Origin of the sequence: Christensenella hongkongensis (assembly GCF_000981035.1) — a bacterium.
GTDB classification, from domain to species: domain Bacteria; phylum Bacillota; class Clostridia; order Christensenellales; family Christensenellaceae; genus Christensenella; species Christensenella hongkongensis.
In genome coordinates this window covers 224,431-246,611 of sequence record NZ_LAYJ01000088.1, presented here as the reverse complement: position 1 = coordinate 246,611, position 22,181 = coordinate 224,431, and the positions used below count along the sequence as shown (strand labels likewise).

Below are 22,181 nucleotides of genomic sequence, written 5' to 3'. Positions count from 1 at the left end.
AGAGGCGGCAAAATGGTAAAATTTGTTTTGGATGAGCAGGCGTTTACGCCTGTGCCAACCATATTTTTAAAAAAGTATATGTGCGACGCTCCCGCTGATTATGTGAAGGTTTACCTGTACGGCTTATGCCTGGCAAACAGCGGCAGCCAGCTTTCGGAGGTGGAGCTTGAGGACGAGCTGCACCTTTCTTCCGCGCAAATTGAATCCGCGCTTAATTACTGGTGCCTGAAAAATTTACTGTTAAAAAGCGGCGGCAAGTATTCGTTTGTGCCGATCAAGGCTGCGCCGGAAGAGGAAGCGCCCAAAAAGCGGCGCGCACCCCTCTATGAAATGCAGAATTTTAACGAGATGCTGCGTACGGTTTTGAAGCGGGATCTTTCCGGAACGGAGCTTAATAAAATCTACGATTATACGGATGTGTTCGGACTTTCGCAGGATGTGGTGCTTGCGCTGGTGGAATACTGCGTGGCGGAGCGCGGCAACCGGATCAGCGTGGCTTACCTTGACAAGGTAGCGGAGGCATGGAGCGAGGAAGGCGTAACGACGCTTGAGCTCGCGCAGCAAAAAATTGAAGAATATAAGGCTGTTTCGGGCGGCGCGAACAAAATCATGCGCCTGATGGGCCTGCACGGAAAATATCCGGGCAGGACGGAGATGGATCTTTACAATAAATGGACGGAAAAATGGGGCTTCACGCACGAGGCGATCGAATATGTGATGAAGGATAAGGAATTTTCCAAGGAGCAGCCGTTCAAATATCTGGATGCGATCCTGCGTTCGCTTTACGACAGGGGAATTACGTCCTCCAGAAAGATCAGCGAGTTTTATAACGCGCAAACAAAGCGCAGGAGCAACATCAAGGAAGTGCTCGCCGCGCTCAAATATTCGCGGATCAATATTGCGCCCAAGCACGAGACCTTTTATAGGGAGTGGGAGGAAGCCGGTTTTTCCCAACGGATGATCCTCATGGCGTGCGAGCAGACGGTGAAGCTGGGAAGCCGCAGGCTGGAGGCGGTGGACAGCATTTTGAAGGAATGGCGCAGCCTGAACCTGGAATCGGAAGAGGAGATCAGGGCGCACCTGAAAAAGCAAAATACGCTCGACAGCAAGATCGAGCAGGTATACGACTGTGCGGGAATCGAGAAGGCGGTCGGCGAGATGGACCGCAAAAATTATATCCGCCTGACGCAGGAAAAAGGGCTTTCCCACGAGGTGCTGATGTACGCGGCGGAAATGAGCTCGCTGTTCCAGAATCCGCTTTCGTATATGATGAAGGTTCTAAACAACTGGGCCGATGCGGGCGTAGATACGCTTGACAAGGCAAAGAAGCAAAACCTGTCGCGTGCGTTTGCCGACGCGAAGCGCGATCAGGGCGTGAGCCAGCGTGAATATACAGAGGAAGAAAAGCAACAACGCAAGGAAAACGCATATCAGGAAATGGAGCGTCTGTACGATGAATAAAACCGTTGCGGATTTGCTGGAGGATTTTGGCCTGAGGCACGCGCGCGTGGTACACGAGAATGAAAAACGCCTGCGCGGCGACGGGCAGATACAAAAACTGGAAGAACAAAAGCGCGCGCTGCTGATGCAAAAGCTGGAGTGCGCTTTTTTGGCTGCGGACGAAGGAGATTTGGACGCGCAGATACGCACGCTCGAGGAGCAGGAGCGGGGCCTTGCCGAAAAAAAGGGGCTTCTGGTTCCGTATGATTGCCAGGCGTGCAAGGATACCGGCATCATCGGAAAGCGGTATTGCCGGTGCTTTTTGAGCGAAGTTTACATTAAAATTTATGGGGCGACGGATATTGCCGCGCTCGATATGGATTTTGAGCATGCGGACCTTTCCGTATTCGACGGGGAAAAGCAGCTTCCAATGGGTAAAACACAACGGCAGATCGCAGAGCTTGCGTACGGTATCTGCCAAAAGTATGTGGCAGGCTTTCCAAAAACGCCGCGGCAGAATCTTTTGCTGCGGGGCAAGGCGGGACTTGGAAAAACCTATCTTTTGAACTGCATGGCGGTCGCTGCAAAAAGACGGGGCATTGACGTGTGCCTGATACGTGCTTCCGCCATGTTTGACGCATTTTTCAAACATCGCATGGGAGAGGAAATGCCGCTGCATTTCCTGCAGGAAGCCGGGCTTTTGATGATTGACGACCTTGGCACCGAGCCGGTGACGCAAAATGTGACGGTTGAATATTTGTTCGACCTTTTAAACCGCAGGATAGAGGCGGGCAGGCATACTGTGATCGCCACCAATGTGGACGATTTGCAGGCGCGTTATGGAGAGCGTATTTCCTCGCGCATGGAAGGCGGAAAATGCTGCGCGGTACTCCTGATGGACGGCGATGATATCCGGATGACGAAATAGGCTTGTTTTGGTGATAAGCGGATGGGTATTATAAAAACAGGATCGGAAATATAACAGCTTTGCCATGCGCAGGGCGTTTGTTTTTGTAACGCAAAGGAGATGGGGAAATGCGGATCAAGATTATAAAAAACGGGCCTTATCAGGTCAGCGGCGGCGTGCCGCTCAAGGAAATGAAGATCGGCTCGAATGCGCAGGGAGATTCCACGCACTGGATCGAAGGAAAAACCATTGAAACAAAGGAAACCTATCATTTGTGCAGGTGCGGGAAATCTTCAAACAAACCATTTTGCGACGGGAGCCATTCCTGTGGCTTTGATGGCACGGAGACTGCGGACCACCGGAGCTATAATGAGTCGGTGAAATGCTATAAAGGCGATGGCATGGATCTTTTGGACGAGGAGGATCTGTGCGCGGTAGCGCGTTTTTGCGATGTCGCGGGGGGCATCTGGGCTTTGATACAGGACGCGGATAATGAGGAGCTCGCTGTGAGGGAAGCCTGTGATTGCCCGTCCGGAAGGCTTACGGTTGTCAAGGAAGGGAAAAGCATTGAGCCGGATTTTCCGGCAGAGATCGCAGTGATCGAAGACGAACCGGCAGGAAAAATGGGCCCGCTGTGGGTGCGCGGCGGAATCGAGATTGAATGCGAGGACGGAAGCGTGTACGAAAAGCGCAACCGCGTTACGCTTTGCCGCTGCGGGAAATCCTTAAACAAACCGTTTTGCGACGCATCGCATATGGAAGAGGAATAAAAAACAATAGAGAGCGCAAACGCCGCGGAAATTCTCCGCGGCGTTTTTGTGTGCTTCAAAATCGCCTGTACTTTTTACAATAATCGAAAAACTGCAGGTAAGCGTCCAGCATGATGCTGTTTTTCAGGCAGATAAAATTGAATTCGCGTTCCACGTCAAAATCCCTGAGCGCAAGCCGCACGAGCCTGCGTTTGCGCAGCTCCTTTTGTACGGCGGCTTCGTAGAGCATGGTAACGCCAAGCCCTTTTGCGACGAGACCTTTCAGCACCTCCATATTGCCGATTTCGGTTACGCGCGCGAAGCTTTCCGTGCTCAGGTTATGCTCGTACAGAATGGATTCCAACACATTGCGCGTTCCTGAGCCGGGCTCGCGCAGGATGAGATGCTCGTCCAAAAGCTCCGCCAAAAAAGGTTTTTTCTTATGCAGCGGATGATCCGGCGCACACACTGCAATAAAACGTTCTTTGGAAAACAGCCGGTAGTCAAACCCTGATTTTTCGAAATGCCCTTCCACAAAGGCAAAATCGATGACACCCTCCCTGAGGGATTCTATCAGCCGCTGTGTGTTATCCTCGCGTATGGTGAGGCGCGTATGTGGAAAATCGCTCAAAAAGCGCCGGATGATGGGCGGCATCACATAGCCGCTGATGGTCAGCGTCGCGCCGAAGCAAATATGCTGCGGCTCGTTTTGATGCTGCATGAGCTCCAAAAGCTTGCCCGTATCCGAGCGCATCGTGCGCAGCGCTTTTTCATAAAGCACGCCCTGCGCAGTGAGCCGCAGCTCCTTGTTTTCATAAATAAATAATTTGACGCCAAGCGCCTGCTCCAGATATTTGATCTGCTGCGATACCGCAGGCTGCGTGACGCATAAAAGCTCTGCCGCTTTTGTATAGCTGCGTGTTTCACATAAGGTCAGAAAGGTTTCCGTCCGGTAATCAAGCATTTTAAACTCCTATAAATTATATTTATTCTAACATAAAAATATATAATTTTATTTTATAATAATATGCGTTTATAATCAACATTGTAATCAATATTTATGAAAGGAAGTTTTCAAATGGCAAAGGTACTCAAAAATCATGCTCCGGGGGTGCTGTTGTCGGTGGTCATCGCGGTCATTGCAATGGCGATCGGCGAAGGCATCCCCAACAACATCATCAGCTCAAGCGTATTTGCCCTGCTCATCGGCATGGCGCTCAACCCGCTGCTGATGAAATCCGGTATATTTGGCAAGGGAGTTAATTTTACGTCAAAGCAGATATTGAAGCTTTCGATTATCCTGATGGGCGTAACGCTCAGTTTTGCACAGGTGATGGAGGTTGGAAAATATTCGCTGGTGGTGATGTGCTTCACACTGGCCGCTGCGTTTGCGGGCGGATATTTCCTTGGAAAGCTTTTCAAGGTCAACTGGAAGATGTCCAGCCTTATTTCCGTGGGCACGGGTATTTGCGGAGGTAGCGCCATTGCGGCTGTCGCGCCGGCGATCGACGCGGAGGACGATTACATCGCCTATTCCATTTCAGCAATCTTTTTATTCGATATCATTATGGTCGTTATTTTTCCGCTGATGGGACGGGCGCTCGGACTGACGGACATGGGCTACGGCCTGTGGACGGGAACCGCAGTAAACGACACCTCGGCTGTTGTGGCGGCGGGCTATGCGTTTTCCGACGCGGCGGGCGGCTACGCGATGATCGTAAAGCTGACGCGTACGCTCGCAATCATTCCGGTGGTCCTGATTTTTTCAGTGATCAACCTGCGCATCAAACGCAGGGAAACGCTGGCGCAGGGAGTGGAACAAGCAGAGGAACAGGGCAAAAAGCTCAATATTGCGGGCATCATCCCGTGGTTTATCATTGGGTTCCTCGTAATGGTGGGCATTAAAAGCGCGGGACTCATTCCTGACCATGTGAGCACCGGCGTTGCAGAGGTCAGTAAATTTATGATGGTAATGGCGCTGGGGGCAATCGGCCTTTCCACAAGCTTCAAAAATGTGGCAAAATCGGGAGTGAAGCCCCTGATCCACGGCAGTATCCTCTCTGTGGTCATCGTGCTGGTATCGTATGCGGTACAGGTTATGATGGGACAGGTTTAAACGGTAATTGTAAAAAAGCCTCTCCCTGATGGAAGGGGAGAGGCAGGAATGCAGATAAGGCCCCGCCGGAAGGCGGCTCCGCAAGTCGGGAAATCGAAAGAAATAGCCGCCAGTAAGTGTTCCGATCAATCGTACTTCCAAGTAAATTCATTTTGATGTCAACTCCCTTTGAGATAATCCGGCAGCAGCCCGCAATCTTCTCAAGTTTGTTTGTAAACTGGCATTTTGTAATATCAGACCTTTCAGAGAATCCTCCTAAATAAAAGGGAAGCCTGCCTATTTGAATGAATTGTAAAAATCCTTGAGTTCTTTTTTTGTTTCATCCGGCAGGTTATGCCAGCGGATTCCGCGCAGAGCGCCTTCCAGGCCGCACAGCCTGTTATAGCAAGCGGATGGATCGATCGCCTTGATTTTAAGCCAGGCGTCCCTGCTGCCGGTTTTCCTTAATTCTTCTGCTGTTTTGATGCCGGCCTGATGAAGCTGTTCCTCAACCACAGGGCCGATATTTGGCAATTTGGATAGCTCTCCCATAAGAAACCTCCGTTTTTAAGTTCAGGCTACCATGTTTGGACGGGGATTGCAACCGTGCCGGAACAAACTGTTTTGGACGCGCGGGATAGCAACTTTGCAGCGGATATGATAAAATAGAAAAAAACGGCAGGGGAGACCGATGAATAAAAAAACATTTTGGGAAACGCATGTTCCTCAAAAGACAAAAACATACGTATCCTGGGGAATTATGGCAGGGTTTGTTTACGCTGTGGTGGCCTTGATGTCGGCATTCCAGAACCCGGCTGCGATCATAGACCTTGTAGTGGTGCTTGGCCTGACGCTGGGCGTTCTTTTCGGGCGCAGCCGTGCGTGCGCGGTGATCCTGCTCCTGCTTTATGTAACGAGCGAATTTGCATACGCCTACCTGATCGGCTTTGGGATATTGCAATGGGTGATGCTGATTGTGTTCAGCGCGTGCTATGTGTGCGGAATGCTGGGGACCTTTGAATTCCAGAAATATTGGAAGGCTTACCGGAAAAAGGGAGAGCTTCCTCCAAAAGAGGCATAGGAGATACGCTGAAAACCGTTTTTACAAAAAACGGTTTTTTTAATGCTTGACTCTGCCCCTGCGGAAGGGTTTATACTCTGTTTACCGGTCCAAAACGCGCGCGGACGAGGAAAGGAAATCAAAAATGTATAGCATCGGAATGTTTTCAAGAATCAATCAGGTTACGCCCAAAACGCTTCGGCATTATGCCAGGATGGGCCTTCTTAAGCCGGCCTATGTGGATACGGAAACAGGCTACCGTTATTACGACGCGACGCAGATCGTGCGGATGCGGCAGATACTGGATTTCAAGCAGATGGGGTTTTCCCTGTCCGAAATTCTGGAGATGATAGACCAGGAGCCGGGCGGCGGGGCGCAGCGTGAGCTGCTGGCTTCAAAGCGGCGGGAGATTGAAGGGCGCATCGGCGAAGAGAAACAAAAGCTGGAGCGGATTGAAAGCTTCCTGCGGTGCGGAAAAGGTGAATCTATGGAAAATGATCAGGTAATAGTCAAGTCCCTGCCCGGAGTCGTCGTTGCTTCCCTGCGCAGGGTAATCCCAAACTACGACGCGCTGTTTGAACTGATGCCCAACGTCCTTGGCGCGGAAATGCAGCGGCTTGGCTGCGAATGCGCCGTGCCGGAATATTGCTTCAATATTTACCACGACGGGGAATACCGCGAAACGGATATTGACGCGGAAATGTGCGAGGCCGTTGTGGAGGCAAAGGAAAATACGGATATCGTTACGTTTAAAAAGATTCCGGAGGTGCCGATGGCGGTCTGCGTGATGCACAGGGGCGGCTATGATACGCTCAGGGAAGGTTATGCGTTTGGGGCGGAGTGGATTGAAAAGAACGGATATGTGATGTGCGACTCCCCGCGCGAAAGCTATATAGACGGGATATGGAACAAAGACACCGAGGACGAATGGCTGACGGAAATACAATTTCCAGTCGTCAAAGCGGAATAAAAACGCTTTCAAAGCAGCGGTATAAAGCAACGCAGTTGATTGCAGCCTGCCAAATGGTTACGCAGCCATGCGGCGCCATAAGTTAATACGCTGTAAAAACGGTATGGCACAAAACCGCCATACCGTTTTTTGATTCCAAATGAATTTACCGGCGTCAGGAAAAGAGAAGAGAGACGATACCCATAATGGCGGCGGGAACGCCTGTTACAAGCAGGATCAATATCCACACACGCACGCGGGCAGGGCTTTTGACCTGCTCCTGCAGAAAAGCGTCAGGCGAATCCGTGGCCTTGGCGACGCCGTCGGGAAACGCGTCGGATAGCAAAGCGCGGGCCGCTTTGCTATCATCCCGGTCCACATAGATATCCTCCCCATAGACAGAATAACCCATGTAAATGTTCAGGTAATTGCCCAGCTCTTTTTCCCGCGCAAAGGCGGGTATGCCTTCTGCATTCAAAAGGTCGATGATCAATTCGCTTTCGAGTTTATTCGCGGTGGAGGTGAGGTAAACCCGCCTCATTACGTCGCAATAGGAAAAATCTTCCGTAGGATCGCGTTCCGGCGGTTCGTCCACAAGCGCGCATCCGCAGTCCGCGCAGACCTTGAAGCCTTCGTCGTACTCATCCCCGCATTCAGGACAAAACGGCATAACAACACACCCTTTCAAAGCAGGATTTGAAATGATTCGGTTTGAACGTTGCGTTAAAGGCTGTGGATGATCTCTGTGGCCTTTTCGATGTCGGCCTCATCCACAAAAATATTGTCGCCGTAAGGGGAAGTACCCATATACGCCTCCAGTGCTTCGCCGGCCTGTTTTCCCTGCGCCAATGCAGGAATGCCGTTTTGCCGGAGGATATCCATGAGCATTGCGGTTTCCGTACCGCTTTCGGTAGATACCAGTAACATGCGTTTTGTTTCCATAACTGTGATCCCCTTTGCCTTTTCTTAAATATAACACGGCAAGGTGTGAAAAGTAAACAAAACAGAACAAAAAAGATGGGAAAACGGCGGGTGATCAGACATTGAAACGGAACAACACCACGTCTCCGTCCGCGATCACATATTCCTTGCCCTCCTGGCGCACAAGTCCTTTTTCTTTGGCAAGCTGCATATCGCCGTTACAATCGTTTTTGAGCGTATCAAAGGCAACGATCTCAGCCTTGATGAAGCCGCGTTCGAAGTCGCTGTGAATTTTCCCAGCCGCCTGCGGCGCTTTGGTTCCTTTTGTGATCGTCCATGCGCGCACTTCCTTTTCGCCTGCGGTGAGGTAGCTGATCAGTCCCAGAAGCGAATAGGATTTTTTGATCAGCTTGGAAAGGCCTGATTCGCCAATGCCCAGCTCTTCGATAAACAGTTGTTTTTCCTCCTCGTCCATACCGGCAAGGTCTTCTTCGATTTTTGCAGAGATCGTAACAACCTCGCTGCCGTGCTCTGCGGCGTATGTAAGAAGGGGCTGCAGCACAGGAAGATCGTTTTTGCCGACCTGGTCTTCAGCGATGTTTCCAACATAAATGATCGGTTTGTCCGTCAGCAAAAACATGGAGTGCATGATTTCCTCCTGCTCCTCCGAAAGCTCGATGTTGCGGGCAAAATTCCCCTTTTCCAGCTCGTCCAGAATCAGCTGGCAGGCCTCTGCTTCCACCTTGAACTTTTTATCCCCGGTTTTTTGGAATTTGAGCGCTTTATCAAGCCGTTTTTGCACGGTTTCCATATCCGCAAAAATCAACTCGTAATTGATCGTCGTCACATCGCGCAGCGGATCGATGCTGCCGTCCACGTGCGTGATATTATCGTCCTCAAAGCAGCGTACCACCTCGATGATCGCGTCTACCTCGCGGATGTGGGACAGGAATTTATTTCCAAGGCCTTCACCCTTGCTCGCGCCCTTCACGAGGCCCGCGATATCCACAAACTCAATCTGCGCGGGTGTGAATTTTTGCGGATGGTAAATCTGCGCGAGGTAATCCATGCGCGCGTCCGGCACAGAAACAATGCCGTAATTCGGTTCTATCGTACAGAACGGATAGTTCGCGCTTTGCGCCCCCGCCTGTGTCAGTGCGTTAAACAGTGTGCTTTTACCAACATTGGGCAAGCCTACTACCCCTAATTTCATACCAAAACTCCTTATATGAGCGCGTCCGCAAAAAATTTTACGGCGTGCGCGGTTTTATTTGCCTGCAACCATATTATTATAATAGCAAACCGCTTTTTCCGCAAGCATTGCGGTTGTGAAAGCAATGTTTTCCTGATATAATGAAGAAACTGGTGGAACTCATTTTTAAGGAGTAAGCGTATGAGTTTTTTGGATTCGATTATTTTAGGCGTTGTGCAGGGATTTACTGAATTCCTGCCCGTTTCGAGCTCCGGGCACCTGAACCTTTTGCAAGCCCTTCTGGGCGTGGGCGAGGTGCCCCTTCTTTATGACGTAATGCTGCATGTGGGAACGCTTGTCGCGGTGTTTATCGTGCTGTGGCCCGAGATTGTAGCGATCATTACGCATCCGATCAAAAATAAACTGGGAATGCTGATTCTTGCGACCATACCGGCGGTTGTCGTTACGCTGATCGCGGAAAAATTTGCGCCCGAGGCCTTCAAGGATGTGCTGGACGGCAAATACCTTGCGATCGGCTTTTTTGCCACGACAGTCGTTTTGGTGGTCAGCGAATTCCTTGCGCGGCGGTATGAACGCAAACGCAATGTGGAGCTGCCGCAGGCCATGGCAATGGGCGTGATGCAGGCGGCTGCGATCCTGCCGGGGCTTTCGCGCTCAGGCTCTACGATCGCGGGCGGGCTCTTTACAGGCGTCGGACGCGAGAAAGCGGCGAAGTTTGCGTTCCTGATGTCCATACCGGCGATTCTTGGGAGCGTTGTATTTGGCGCGAAGGACGTGATGGATAACGGAATGGGCGATGTTTCGATTCCTGCGGTGATCATCGGTTTTGCGGTTGCGGCGGTGAGCGGCTTTGTGGCCATCAAATTTATGCTGAAGCTGATCAGCAGGCACAAGCTGTACGGTTTTGCGGCTTACACGGCTGTGATGGGCGTTATCGTGATGATACTGACAAACGTAAATCCAACTATGTTTTAGAAATCAATTCAATAGCGTAAAAAAGATCATATGGGAAAACAGATATACGAAAGGGTGAGGGTATGTTTGATTATGATGTGATCGTGATTGGCGCAGGGCCGGCGGGCTGCAGCGCAGCGGCGCGTCTGGCGCAAAAGGGCTGCTATGTTTTGCTGGCTGAAAAAATGGATATGCCGCGCACAAAATCCTGTAGCGGTATCCTGATCCAGAAGTCCCTGAAGCTGATCGAAGAATACTTCGGCGGCCTGATACCTGAATATACGCACTGCAGCCCGGCGGATAACCGGGGTATGGTGTTTGTCAACGACGCAGGCTGGGAATACAAGTTCGAGCAGGCGGGCCTGAGCGTGCGGCGCGACCTGTTTGACGAGTGGCTCGCACAGCAGGCGCAGGACGCCGGGGCGGAGCTGCGCGACGGCACGGGCGCAGTTTCGTGCACGGAGCAGGACGGATATGTATGCGTAGAGTTTAAGGACGGCGGCACCACCTGCGAGGAAACTGCGAAGGCGGTGATCGTATGCGAGGGCGCGGCAGGCAGCATAAGGCGCAAAATGCGTGGGATTTCCGGCGGCAACGTCATTACCTGCCAGTCTGTTTACGAGGGAAAAATCGACCTTGACGCGCATTATTTTTACGCGTACCTGCAGCCGGAGTTTTCGGACTACGACGCATGGTTTAATGTAAAGGACAATAAGCTTGTTTTTGGAGTTGCCGTGGACGAAATGGACGCGTATGCCGGCTATGAACGGGCGTTCCTTTCCCACATGGAAAAAGAGCACGGGCTGGAGCTTGGAGGGAAGATCAAAGAGGAGCGCTGGGTGATGCCGAGGATAACGCCCGGATGTCCGCTGGATTACGGCGAGGGAAAAATATTGTTCGCAGGAGAAACGGCAGGCTTTTTGAATCCGATGGGCGAGGGGATATCCTGTGCGCTGGAAAGCGGCTACGCGGCTGCAAATGCCATTTGCGATGTGTTTTCCGCCGGGAAGGAAGATGAGAAGGACGCCCTTGTTGACGAGTACAGGAAGAATTCGCAGCAGATCAGCGGCTATATGCTCGGGCAATGGGATTTTGTGGCGAGGATATCGCCCTCCTTCGCGCATATGAGAAAACACGCTTAGCGGGGGAGACGCCGCTGTAGCGCAGGGAGAGGAGCTTTTGATGGCAACTGCAAAGATGGATTATAAAAAGGAATACAAAGACCTGTATTTGCCAAAACGCAAGCCGTCGGTAATCGACGTTCCGGCAATCGGTTTTATTATGGTGGATGGAAAGGGCGCGCCGGAAGGCGACGAATATAAAAGTGCGATGCAGGCGCTTTATTCGCTCAGCTTTACGATCAAAATGAGCAAAATGAGCGGAACGCAGCCGGAGGGGTATTTTGAATATGTCGTGCCGCCGCTCGAAGGGCTTTGGTATGGAACCAAAGGGGCGTTTGAACAGAATAAGCGGGACGAATGGCTGTGGACTTCCATGATCCGCCAGCCGGAGTTTGTGACGGAAGAGGTTTTCGCGTGGGCACAGCGCCAGTCCAGGGAGAAGAAGCCTGAGGTAGACGTTACAAAAGCGCGCTTCGAGGTGTTTGAGGAAGGCTTATGCGTGCAGATGATGCACATCGGGCCTTACTCCACGGAGCCTGAAACCATTGCGCAGATGCACCAATATATCGAGGAAAACGGGCTGCGGGACATGACAGGAAACGTTCGCAAGCACCATGAAATCTATCTTGGGGATCCGCGGCGCACGGCTCCGGAAAAGCTGAAGACAGTGCTGCGCCTGCCTGTAGAGCGGATTTGATGTGATTGTGTTACATAGAGTCAAATAAATAATTGCGAAAGGAAGCAAACGGGATACGATGAAAAAGAAATTTGCATTTTTACTGATGGGGACGCATTACGATCCTCAAACAGACAGGGCCAGCTTTGAAACGCCAAAGCAGGTCACATATATTTATACGGTCAACACAATGGATGAGGCGCTTGAAAAGGCTGCGGCCATCACGGAGGACGGCGTGGGTGCGATCGAGCTTTGCGGCGCGTTTGGCGAAGCCGGCGCACGCAAAATAATCGAGGCGACAGGCGGCAAGGCAGCCGTAGGCTATGTAACGCATTTTCCTGAACAGGACGCGCTTTTTGAAGCGTTTTTCAAGAAGGATTAAGGCGCAGGAGTAAAACCTGCTTTGTGGGAAAGAACACAAAATCGTGGGTTGCATTTGTTTTGGTACAGTGCTATACTGAAAAAAATTGAAGATTTGAAACAGGGGAGTTCATAGAGTGAGCTGAGAGGAAACGGTAGCAGTTTCGACCCTTAGAACCTGATTTGGGTAATGCCAACGTAGGAATTCAAGCAAAACGGATTTTTAGGGAATACTCTTTCAGGTATTCCCTTTTTTTTGTGCGCGGAAAATGGTGCGTGCGATGTGCTATAACGAGCCAGGCGCAGGGAAGCTTGAGACTCAGGGCCGCGGCGTACAATGTCACTTTTGCTCTTTGTACGCCGCGGCCGGGGAAGGCAGTATTTGGAACAATCCAAAAACAGTCATAAAAGCGGTCTGTTTATTTTAAAATAGACGCAAAAAAAGATGTAAAAGGGGAAAAACGTGAAGATAGACAGGAAGATTATGTTGCTTTATGCTGTGACGGCGGATTGCGGCGGCGCGGCGCTCGCAGATAAAGTCGAAGAAGCGCTGCGCGGCGGCGTGACGCTTTTGCAGTACCGTGAGAAAAAGCTGACAGGCGACGCATTGCTTCGCGAGGCGATTGAAATCAAAAGACGGTGCGACGAATTCTGCGTGCCGCTCATCATAAACGATAACGTGGAGCTTGCGCTTGCGTGCGGCGCTGCGGGCGTGCATCTGGGACAATCGGATATGCCTGCGAAAAAGGCGCGGGAGCTGCTGGGCAATGAACGGATCGTCGGCGTAACTGCGCGCACTGTGGAGCTTGCGAAAAAAGCCGAACAGGACGGGGCGGACTACATCGGATCGGGTGCGGTATTCGGCACCTCGACCAAAAAGGATGCGGTGCCGCTTGACCATGCTGTGCTCAGGGACATATGCGCATCCGTCGGCATTCCCGTTGTGGCAATCGGCGGCATCGGCGAGAAAAATATCAAAGCACTTGCGGGCACGGGCGTTGCGGGCTTTGCGGTGGTTTCGTCGGTTTTTGGCGCACAGGATACGCGCCGCGCAGCAGAGCGGCTTGTAACACTGGCAAAAGAGACGATAGGAGAGCAATGAGTTGAAAACAGTATTAACGGTTGCCGGAAGCGATTGCAGCGGCGGGGCGGGTATACAGGCCGATATCAAGACGATTGCGGCGCACGGCGTATATGCGATGAGCGCAATTACAGCGCTTACAGCGCAAAACACAACGGGCGTGCGCGCTGTAATGGATGTAACGCCTGAATTTTTAAGGCAGCAGCTGGACTGTATCTTTACGGATATCAGGCCGGATGCGGTTAAGATTGGCATGGTGTCGAACGCAAATTTGATCTGCGTCATTGCGGACGCGCTCCGCGAATACGATGCGCCAAACGTGGTGCTCGATCCTGTGATGGTTTCCACCAGCGGCAGCAGGCTTCTAAAAGAGGATGCGCAGGATGCGATGGCAAAAAGGCTGCTCCCGCTCGCTGACCTGATCACGCCAAATATACCGGAGGCACAGGCACTTTCGGGGATTACCGTTAACACCAGGGAGGATATGGAGCGCGCGGGCCGCCTGCTCGCTAAGCGATACGGCTGCGCCGTCCTTGTAAAGGGCGGACATCAAAAAGAGGAAGCAAACGATTTTTTATTTAAAGATAAAACCGGCAGGTGGTTTTACGGCAAACGGATCGACAGCAAAAACACCCATGGAACGGGCTGTACGCTTTCAAGCGCCATTGCCTGTAACCTTGCAAAGGGCAGGGGACTTGCCGACAGTATTGAAATGGCCAAGCGTTACCTTGCCGGAGCGCTGGCGTCCGGGCTTGACCTTGGGCAGGGCAGCGGGCCGCTTGACCACGGCTTTGCAAACAGCCAAACAGAGTTTTACAGCGATTGAACATAACGCAGGTACTGCGGTTTGATCAACTGCCTGTATATGCAGTTGATACCAAAAGCCTGTAACCAATCTTTTGACAAAGTGCTATAAACCGAAGATCCTGCGGGGATTGAGTGCACCGCCTTCCCTGCCAAGAAGGACACGGTCAATTTATAAGGAGGAAACAAAAAATGGGGTACACGACACAAATGGACGCGGCGCGTAAGGGCATCGTCACAGAGGAACTAAAAGCCGTAGCGGCTGAAGAAAAAATCGACGTCGAAAGGCTGGCAGGCCTTGTGGCAAAGGGACAGGCAGTCATACCGGTGAATAAAAACCACAGCTGCGTAAAGCCCTGCGGCATTGGAAGCGCGCTCAAAACAAAAATCAATGTAAATCTGGGAACATCGCGCGACTGCCTTGACCTGGATGTTGAGATGGAAAAGGTGATGAGCGCAGTGGAAATGGGAGCGGAAGCAATCATGGACCTTTCGTCGTTTGGCGATACACAGGCCTTTCGGCGCAGGCTGACGGCAGAATGCCCGGCGGTTATCGGCACCGTGCCGATTTATGACGCGGTCGTGTATTACAATAAACCGCTCAAGGCGATCACCTCGCGCGAGTGGCTGGATGTGTTTAAAATGCACGCAGAGGACGGCGTGGACTTTATGACCATCCACTGCGGCATCAACCGCAATACAGCGGACCGGTTCCGTGCGTGCAAACGCCATACAAACATTGTATCGCGCGGGGGCAGCATTATTTTTGCATGGATGATGCTCACCGGAAACGAAAACCCGTTTTTTGAATATTACGATGAAATACTGGATATTTGCAGGGAGTACGACGTGACGCTGAGCCTTGGCGACGCGTGCCGTCCGGGTTCGATCGAGGATGCGGGAGATATTTCACAGATCGAAGAGCTGGTGACGCTCGGCGAGCTTACCATGCGCGCCTGGGAAAAGGATGTGCAGGTGATGATCGAGGGGCCCGGGCATATGCCGCTCAACCAGGTAAAGGCCAATATGGAAATCGAAAAAACGATCTGCAAGGGCGCTCCGTTTTATGTTCTGGGGCCGCTGGTAACGGATGTTGCGCCGGGCTACGACCATATAACGGCGGCAATCGGCGGCGCAATCGCCGCGACGTACGGGGCGAGCTTCCTGTGCTACGTTACGCCCGCCGAGCACCTGCGCCTGCCGACTGTGGACGATGTGCGCGAGGGTATTATCGCTTCCAAGATTGCGGCGCACGCCGCAGACCTTGCAAAAGGCAATGCGGATGCCTGGGACTGGGATTACAGGATGAGCGAAGCACGCCGCAACCTCGACTGGGAAAAGCAGTTTGAGCTTGCGATTGACGGCGGGGTAAAGGCGCGTAAGTACCGTGGCGAATCTACGCCGGAGCATGAGGATACGTGTACGATGTGCGGGAAGATGTGCGCAGTGCGTAACATCAATAAAATACTGCGCGGCGAAGACGTGGATATTATGGATTGAGGATTGTATGAGATATCGGGCGGAGTGTACTGTTGTTCCGGTTCCTCGCGCGTTACATCAGCTCATTACAGTATCCGAAGGCAGGCACAAGGCAGATTGCGACTCAGGGACGCGCGTGCAAAGAATAAAAAAAGCACAGACGCGCTCTGCATCCGCCTATCCAGACGTAAAACAAAATTCAGGCAAAGCATAACGGCTCCTGAAGCCCTTCGCTGCAATCTGTCCTGCGCCTGCCGGCAGCAAAGAGTTATGTCGGCAGGCACACCGCGGCGGCAAAAGAAATTGCTTAGCGGTAATGGGTGCATTACGCCAGCGCGGATATAGTCTGTTGCCTGAAAACGCCTTTGCGCACGCAGTAAGCAGGCTTTGAAGGCAATGGACTGTACCCGCGCGAAAGGAATCGGAACAAAAGAGTATCCTCGCCCGATATCCCATAATTTAAACGTCGGTCAGTAGCGTACGTCTGATTATATTGGAAGGAGCAAAGCATGGTAACAGTGAATGGAAAGCCGGATGAAGCGGCGCAGGGAATGATGCTCGCGGATTTTCTGGAATTGCGTGGCTTCGGGCGCGAGCGTGTGGCAGTGGAACGCAACGGGCAGATCGTTCCCAAAGCGGCGTTTACAGAAACAGAGATTGAAGAAGGCGATAAGCTCGAGGTCGTCGGCTTTGTGGGCGGGGGCTGAAATGAAAATCAGAGTAAACGGGAACCCCTGTGAAACGGAGAGCACAGGGCTTTACGACCTGCGAAAGGAACTGGGGGCAGGCGGGGAAAACCTTGTTGTGATCCTGAACGGATACCAGACGCAGGAGGATATTGCCATCCATGGCGGCGACGAGATTGTGCTTATCCAAAAGGGCGAGCTGCCGCCGCAGGAGGCTATGGAGGCAATGCTCTGCGCACGTCATACGCCCGGCGTATATGAAAAGGTGAAGGCGGCGCATGTGGCGGTCGCGGGCCTTGGAGGGCTTGGATCGCAAATTGCGCTCGCGCTCGCGCGCACCGGCGTGGGAAACCTGCATCTGATTGATTTTGACGTGGTGGAGCCAAGCAACCTGAACCGGCAGCAATACCGCATCTGCCACTTAGGCATGCCCAAGGCGCAGGCGCTCCTGCAGGAGATCGGGGAAATCAACCCCTATGTCTGTGTGACGGCGGAAAGGCTGCGCCTTACGGAGCAAAATTGTATTGACACACTGCGTGGTGACGACATTATATGCGAGGCGTTCGACGTGCCGGAGGCAAAGGCAATGCTGGTAAATACGGTTCTTGCGGAATGTCCGGAAAAATACGTGGTGTCGGCTTCGGGCATGGCAGGCTATGGAAGCGGAAATGAAATCCGTACGCGCAGGGTAATGAAAAACCTGTATGTATGCGGCGACGGTGAAACAGGGGCAAAACCCGGATGCGGCCTTATGGCGCCGCGTGTCGGTATATGTGCGGGGCATCAGGCAAATATGGTGCTGCGTATTATTTTAAACGAGCTTGAAGCATAAAAAAGGAGAGACAGGAATGGAAAAAGACGTACTCATAATCGGAGGGCACACGTTTACCTCGCGCTTTATTTTAGGATCGGGCAAGTATTCTCTGCGGCTGATTGAGGCCGCGGTGGAAAACGCCGGCGCGCAGATCATAACGCTGGCGCTGCGGCGGGCCGCGACAGGAGAGGTGGAAAATATCCTCGACTATATCCCAAAGGGCGTAACGCTTCTGCCCAACACCTCAGGCGCGCGCAATGCGGATGAGGCGGTACGCATCGCGAGGCTTGCGCGGGAGGTAGGGTGCGGTGATTTTGTGAAAATCGAAGTGATACGCGATTCCAAATACCTGCTCCCGGACAATACGGAAACGGTCAAAGCGACGGAAATCCTGGCAAAAGAGGGCTTTGTGGTTATGCCATATATGTACCCGGACCTCAATACTGCAAGGGATTTGAAAGAGGCGGGCGCAGCGTGTGTGATGCCGCTCGGCGCGCCAATCGGTACGAACAAAGGACTTGCAACCAAAGAGTTCATACAGATACTGATTGACGAGGCGGACCTGCCGGTGATTGTAGACGCGGGGATTGGAAAGCCGTCACAGGCGTGCGAGGCAATGGAAATGGGCGCTGCGGCTGTGATGTGCAACACGGCAATCGCCACAGCTGGCGATATCCCCATGATGGCTGAGGCGTTTAAAAAAGCGATTGAAGCGGGGCGCAGGGCGTATCTCGCGGGGCTTGGACGGGTGCTCGCGGGCGGTGCGAGCGCATCTTCACCACTGACCGGATTTTTGCAGGACTGAGGAGGAAGCACAATGAGTGAAAGAATCGACCACATGACATACCTCCCCGGCATGGAGAAGATAAAATCGGACGTGATGGACAAGGTGACAGCGGCCATGGAGGCTTACGACTATGACCGCTATACGGCACAGGATGTGCGCCGGGCTCTCTCAAGGGAAGTGCTTACGCCGGAGGACTTTGCGGCGCTGCTTTCCCCGGCCGCTTTCCCGTTTCTGGAGGAAATGGCGCAAAGGGCGCAGCAGGAGACGAGAAAGCATTTTGGAAATTCGATCTTTCTCTTCACGCCGCTTTACCTTGCAAACTATTGCGAGAATTACTGCATTTACTGCGGCTTTAATTCACACAACAAAATACACCGCGCGCGCCTGACGGCGCAGGAAATGGAACGCGAGATGAAGACGATCGCAGATACCGGTCTTGAAGAAATCCTTCTGTTGACCGGGGAAAGCCCAAAAATGTCGGACGTACATTATATTGGCGAATCGTGCAGGATCGCGCGGAAGTATTTTAAGGTGGTGGGCCTGGAAGTATACCCCATGAACTCGCAGGATTACGCCTACCTGCACGAATGCGGCGCGGATTTTGTGACGGTGTTCCAGGAGACCTACGATGCGGATAAGTATGAAACGCTGCATCTTGGCGGGCATAAGCGTATTTACCCGTACCGGTTCAACGCACAGGAGAGGGCCCTTATGGGCGGCATTCGCGGTGTGGGCTTTGCGGCGCTGCTGGGACTGAATGATTTTCGCAAGGACGCATATGCCACTGGTATGCACGCCTGGCTTTTGCAGCGTAAATATCCCCACGCGGAGATCGCGTTTTCCTGTCCGCGGCTCCGGCCAATTATTAATAACGACAAAATCAACCCGCGCGACGTGCATGAGCCGCAGCTTTTGCAGGCCATTGCGGCATACCGGCTGTTTATGCCTTTTGCGAGCATCACGATTTCAAGCCGCGAGTGCGCGCGCTTCCGTGACAACATTGTCAAAATCGCGGCAACCAAGATTTCCGCGGGAGTGGACGTGGGAATCGGCGGGCATACAGGCGAGGCCAAGGGCGACGAGCAGTTTGAGATCGACGACGGGCGCAGCGTGGACGAAATTTATGATATGATCCTGTCCCAGGGCCTTCAGCCTGTGATGAGCGACTATATTTATGTTTGATGTGATTGCTGTTACAAACCGCCGCCTGTGCGAAACGGATTTTTTGAAGCAGATTGAAGAAATTGCCGCTGCGGGCGTTTCCTCTGTGATCCTGCGGGAAAAGGATCTTGCGCCGGAAGCCTACGAAGCGCTTGCAAAAGAGGTACTGCGGATTTGCGGGCAATATTCCGTGCCCTGCGCACTGCATCATTTTACAGATGTGGCGCAAAACCTTGGCGTAAAACGTCTGCACCTTTCCCTGCCGGACCTGGAGGCGAACCCCAAGGCTGCTACGAAGTTTCCGGTCGTTGGGGTTTCCGTGCACTCGGTTGAGCAGGCGAAACGCGCGCAGGAGCTTGGCGCGGATTATGTGAGCGCGGGGCATATCTTTGAGACGGACTGCAAAAAAGGGCTTGCGCCGCGCGGCATACCGTTTCTCAGGAATGTTTGCAGGGCGCTTTCTATTCCTGTCTATGCAATCGGCGGGATAGGCGTCGGCCAGATACGGATGGTGCGGGATGCGGGCGCGCGGGGCGCATGCCTGATGTCTGCTTTTATGAAGGGCGACGCTGTACAATATCTGGAAAACATCAAAAAAGGATTGCGGTAACCATTGGATTTCGCAATCTTTTTCATTTTCAGTGTTACAATGATTTTAATCTGCGTTATAATAAGATTACAGCAATTTATCAAAAGGCCAGTTACAGGCTTTTGGTATAAATTGCATATGCAAGTGATTTATGGTGAGTTTTGTATAACCTGTTCAGTGAAATCGCTGTAAGAAGTTTATACCAATTCCATAAAAAAGCATTCGATGGTTTTTGCAGCGCGAAACGCGTTTGGAATGGCATGAGCTGTGTTATGTTCCGTTTTTGCACAAGGACATAAGCCCCGCAATGCGTGGCATCATCAAATAAAAACGACGTTTTTTATTTTATTCTGTTCATAAAAGGAGATTCGATCGCAATGGAAGAAAAAACAAGGGATCAGATAGACAGCCGTTATAAATGGGTGCTTGAGGACATTTATCCTTCGGATGAAGCATGGGAGGCGGACTACAAAAAGCTGGAAGGGTTGTTTTCCGAAATACCCCATATCAGGAAAACGCTGACAAAGGATGAAAAAAGCCTTGCCGCAGCGCTCGAATCCATAGAGGCAATGGAGCATATTGCGGGGAACCTTTTTGTATACGCCCGGATGCGCCGCGACGAGAACAACGCGAATACGACCTATCAGGCAATGACCGCGCGGGCAATGGACCTCAATGTGCGTCTTGGAAGCGCGCTTTCGTTTGTGAGCCCTGCGCTGCTGGCCTTAAAGGACGGCGTGCTGGAGGGCTATATCAGGGACGCCGGGCAGCACTGCAAAAAGGACAGGGATCCGAAGACCTGCAAAAAAGGCGGCAAATGCAATAAATGTGATAATAACGTAAAGGGAAATAAAAAGCTTGCGCCATATGATTTTATGCTGCGGGAGCTGATCCGCGGGAAAAAGCACGTGCTTTCCCCAAAAGAGGAGAAGCTGCTTTCTATGACTGCGGAAATGGCGGGCGCGCCTAAGGATATTTTTTCCATGCTCGACAATGCGGACATGAAGTATGGCACCGTAAAAGACGCGGATGGAAAGGAAGTGGAGCTTTCCCATGGCAAATATATCGTCATGATGCAAAGCCCGGACCGCGAGGTGCGTAAAAATACCTATGAAACTTATTACCAGTCTTATAAAGATATGATCAACACAATCGCGGCGACGTATTCCTCCAGCGTAAAAAAGGATGTGTTTTACGCACGGGCGAGAAATTATGGAAGCGCAATCGAAAAATCGCTGTTTTCCGATAACGTGCCCGTTTCGCTTTACGATAACCTGATCGAGACCATCCACAAAAACCTTCCTACGATGTACCGCTATGTGGATGTGCGCAAAAGGGCGCTGGGAATCGACGACCTTGCGATGTATGATATTTATACGCCTCTTGTGAAGGAAGACCACGGCGAATATTCTTATGAACAGTCGATGGATATTGTAAAAGAGGGGCTTGCCGTTTTGGGCGAGGAATATGGAAACCTGCTGCAGCAGGCGCAGGACACCGGCTGGATCGACGTATACGAAACGCCCGGTAAAACAAGCGGCGCTTATTCGTGGGGCGTATACGGCGTGCATCCGTATGTGCTGCTCAACCACCGCGGCGACCTTGACAGCGTGTTCACAATCGCGCACGAGCTTGGGCATGCGATGCACACCTACCATTCCAACAAGCACCAGCCCGAAGCAAAGGCCGGTTACGAGATATTTGTAGCGGAGGTGGCGAGTACGGTCAACGAGATTCTGCTTACGCATCACCTGCTGGGTACGGTCAAGGAACCCGGCGCGCGCAGGTATGTGCTTAACCATTACCTCGACCAGTTCCGCACCACGGTAGTGAGGCAGACGATGTTCGCGGAATTTGAAAAAATGACACATGCGGCGGTGGAGGAGGGCGAAGCGCTTACGCACGAAAGTATGTGTACGATGTATGGAGACCTGAATGCGCTTTATTACGGCCCGCAGGTTGTACGCGACGATACGATCTCTTTCGAGTGGGCGCGTATCCCGCATTTCTATAATGCGTTTTACGTCTATAAATATGCCACGGGCTTCTCGTGCGCGGTAAAGATCGCATCCGATATCCTGTCCGGCAAAAAGAACGCGGTAAGGGATTACATCAGGTTCCTTTCCTCCGGTGGAAGCGATTATCCGCTCGAGCTTTTGAAGATCGCACATGTGGATCTTGCGAGCGGCGAGCCTGTGGACGTTTGCATGCAGGAATTTGGCAAGGCGCTTGACGAATTTGAGCAGACGCTGTAAAAAGGACAAAAAAACCGGCAGTCATCGGCTGCCGGTTTTTTGATGCGCATTGTTTCCGTTATGCAAAGATGATATAATAT

The 22,181-nt window shown here is 52.1% G+C and carries 24 protein-coding genes and 1 riboswitch; of the genes, 19 read left to right on the top strand and 5 right to left on the bottom strand.

What is annotated here, in order from left to right; genetic code table 11:
* Positions 1–12 precede the first annotated feature (12 nt).
* The 3 genes from CHK_RS07505 (at position 13) to CHK_RS07495 (ending at position 3,117) form a co-directional block, all read left to right on the top strand.
* Positions 13–1,461: a DnaD domain protein gene (locus tag CHK_RS07505; protein WP_046443406.1), complete on the top strand. Its 1,449-nt coding sequence runs from the start codon at positions 13–15 to the stop codon at positions 1,459–1,461.
* The gene (locus tag CHK_RS07500) at positions 1,454–2,368 is read left to right on the top strand and encodes an ATP-binding protein (protein ID WP_046443405.1); all 915 of its coding nucleotides are present in this window, start codon (positions 1,454–1,456) and stop codon (positions 2,366–2,368) included. The genes CHK_RS07505 and CHK_RS07500 overlap by 8 nt, the downstream gene beginning before the upstream one ends.
* A 107-nt stretch (positions 2,369–2,475) precedes the next feature.
* On the top strand, positions 2,476–3,117 hold the full coding sequence (locus tag CHK_RS07495) for a CDGSH iron-sulfur domain-containing protein (RefSeq protein ID WP_046443404.1): 642 nt from the start codon (positions 2,476–2,478) through the stop codon (positions 3,115–3,117).
* A 55-nt stretch (positions 3,118–3,172) separates the two neighbouring features.
* On the opposite strand, the gene CHK_RS07490 is transcribed toward CHK_RS07495, so the two are convergent.
* Positions 3,173–4,060 (bottom strand): LysR family transcriptional regulator, encoded by an 888-nt coding sequence (locus CHK_RS07490; RefSeq protein ID WP_046443403.1) that lies wholly within the window; start codon positions 4,058–4,060, stop codon positions 3,173–3,175.
* 114 nt (positions 4,061–4,174) lie between these two features.
* Between CHK_RS07490 and CHK_RS07485 the strand changes: the two genes are divergently transcribed.
* Positions 4,175–5,212 (top strand): YeiH family protein, encoded by a 1,038-nt coding sequence (locus CHK_RS07485; protein ID WP_046443402.1) that lies wholly within the window; start codon positions 4,175–4,177, stop codon positions 5,210–5,212.
* Positions 5,213–5,488: 276 nt separating this feature from the next.
* Here the strand turns inward: CHK_RS07485 and CHK_RS07480 are convergent, their stop codons facing one another.
* Entirely contained in the window at positions 5,489–5,743 is a 255-nt protein-coding gene (locus CHK_RS07480) for a TfoX/Sxy family protein (protein WP_046443401.1), read from the bottom strand.
* Between the two features lie 139 nt (positions 5,744–5,882).
* Here CHK_RS07480 and CHK_RS07475 point away from each other — a divergent pair, with 139 nt between their 5' ends.
* Both CHK_RS07475 and CHK_RS07470 read left to right on the top strand, forming a co-directional pair.
* On the top strand, positions 5,883–6,272 hold the full coding sequence (locus CHK_RS07475) for a hypothetical protein (RefSeq protein ID WP_046443400.1): 390 nt from the start codon (positions 5,883–5,885) through the stop codon (positions 6,270–6,272).
* A gap of 124 nt (positions 6,273–6,396) precedes the next feature.
* Complete coding sequence (locus CHK_RS07470) at positions 6,397–7,221, top strand: MerR family transcriptional regulator (RefSeq protein ID WP_046443399.1); 825 nt, start codon at positions 6,397–6,399, stop codon at positions 7,219–7,221.
* A gap of 154 nt (positions 7,222–7,375) precedes the next feature.
* Here CHK_RS07470 and CHK_RS15670 read toward each other — a convergent pair whose 3' ends face one another.
* From CHK_RS15670 to ychF, 3 genes are all read right to left on the bottom strand, one after another.
* The gene (locus tag CHK_RS15670) at positions 7,376–7,870 is read right to left on the bottom strand and encodes a putative signal transducing protein (RefSeq protein ID WP_052740443.1); all 495 of its coding nucleotides are present in this window, start codon (positions 7,868–7,870) and stop codon (positions 7,376–7,378) included.
* 53 nt (positions 7,871–7,923) lie between these two features.
* Positions 7,924–8,142, bottom strand: a complete 219-nt coding sequence (locus CHK_RS07460; RefSeq protein WP_046443398.1) for a putative signal transducing protein — start codon at positions 8,140–8,142, stop codon at positions 7,924–7,926.
* 94 nt (positions 8,143–8,236) lie between these two features.
* Positions 8,237–9,334, bottom strand: a complete 1,098-nt coding sequence (gene ychF / locus CHK_RS07455) for a redox-regulated ATPase YchF (RefSeq protein ID WP_046443397.1) — start codon at positions 9,332–9,334, stop codon at positions 8,237–8,239.
* A gap of 180 nt (positions 9,335–9,514) precedes the next feature.
* On the opposite strand from ychF, the gene CHK_RS07450 reads away from it, so the two are divergent.
* From CHK_RS07450 to pepF, 13 genes are all read left to right on the top strand, one after another.
* Positions 9,515–10,309 (top strand): undecaprenyl-diphosphate phosphatase, encoded by a 795-nt coding sequence (locus CHK_RS07450; protein ID WP_046443396.1) that lies wholly within the window; start codon positions 9,515–9,517, stop codon positions 10,307–10,309.
* 62 nt (positions 10,310–10,371) lie between these two features.
* Positions 10,372–11,430, top strand: coding sequence for an NAD(P)/FAD-dependent oxidoreductase (locus CHK_RS07445; RefSeq protein ID WP_046443395.1), 1,059 nt, complete (start codon positions 10,372–10,374; stop codon positions 11,428–11,430).
* Between the two features lie 40 nt (positions 11,431–11,470).
* A complete protein-coding gene (locus tag CHK_RS07440; protein WP_046443394.1) occupies positions 11,471–12,106 on the top strand; it encodes a GyrI-like domain-containing protein in 636 nt (211 codons plus the stop codon).
* A gap of 58 nt (positions 12,107–12,164) precedes the next feature.
* Positions 12,165–12,467 (top strand): DUF6506 family protein, encoded by a 303-nt coding sequence (locus CHK_RS07435; RefSeq protein WP_046443393.1) that lies wholly within the window; start codon positions 12,165–12,167, stop codon positions 12,465–12,467.
* An 89-nt stretch (positions 12,468–12,556) separates the two neighbouring features.
* A riboswitch (TPP riboswitch) is annotated at positions 12,557–12,666 on the top strand.
* Positions 12,667–12,908: 242 nt separating this feature from the next.
* Positions 12,909–13,547: a thiamine phosphate synthase gene (gene thiE / locus CHK_RS07430; protein ID WP_046443392.1), complete on the top strand. Its 639-nt coding sequence runs from the start codon at positions 12,909–12,911 to the stop codon at positions 13,545–13,547.
* Position 13,548: 1 nt separating this feature from the next.
* Complete coding sequence (thiD, locus tag CHK_RS07425; RefSeq protein WP_046443391.1) at positions 13,549–14,352, top strand: bifunctional hydroxymethylpyrimidine kinase/phosphomethylpyrimidine kinase; 804 nt, start codon at positions 13,549–13,551, stop codon at positions 14,350–14,352.
* A 170-nt stretch (positions 14,353–14,522) separates the two neighbouring features.
* Positions 14,523–15,830, top strand: coding sequence for a phosphomethylpyrimidine synthase ThiC (thiC, locus tag CHK_RS07420; protein WP_046443390.1), 1,308 nt, complete (start codon positions 14,523–14,525; stop codon positions 15,828–15,830).
* A gap of 488 nt (positions 15,831–16,318) precedes the next feature.
* Positions 16,319–16,516 (top strand): sulfur carrier protein ThiS, encoded by a 198-nt coding sequence (gene thiS, locus CHK_RS07415; protein ID WP_046443389.1) that lies wholly within the window; start codon positions 16,319–16,321, stop codon positions 16,514–16,516.
* Between the two features lies 1 nt (position 16,517).
* Positions 16,518–17,327 carry a sulfur carrier protein ThiS adenylyltransferase ThiF gene (gene thiF / locus CHK_RS07410; RefSeq protein WP_046443388.1) on the top strand — a complete coding sequence of 270 codons (810 nt, stop codon included), beginning with the start codon at positions 16,518–16,520 and terminating at the stop codon, positions 17,325–17,327.
* Between the two features lie 16 nt (positions 17,328–17,343).
* Positions 17,344–18,114, top strand: coding sequence for a thiazole synthase (locus CHK_RS07405; RefSeq protein ID WP_046443387.1), 771 nt, complete (start codon positions 17,344–17,346; stop codon positions 18,112–18,114).
* A gap of 12 nt (positions 18,115–18,126) precedes the next feature.
* Positions 18,127–19,278: a 2-iminoacetate synthase ThiH gene (gene thiH, locus CHK_RS07400; protein WP_046443386.1), complete on the top strand. Its 1,152-nt coding sequence runs from the start codon at positions 18,127–18,129 to the stop codon at positions 19,276–19,278.
* Complete coding sequence (locus tag CHK_RS07395; RefSeq protein WP_046443385.1) at positions 19,271–19,867, top strand: thiamine phosphate synthase; 597 nt, start codon at positions 19,271–19,273, stop codon at positions 19,865–19,867. Before thiH ends, CHK_RS07395 begins: the two co-directional genes overlap by 8 nt.
* Positions 19,868–20,223: 356 nt before the next feature.
* Positions 20,224–22,101 (top strand): oligoendopeptidase F, encoded by a 1,878-nt coding sequence (pepF, locus tag CHK_RS07390; RefSeq protein ID WP_046443384.1) that lies wholly within the window; start codon positions 20,224–20,226, stop codon positions 22,099–22,101.
* Positions 22,102–22,181: the final 80 nt, after the last annotated feature.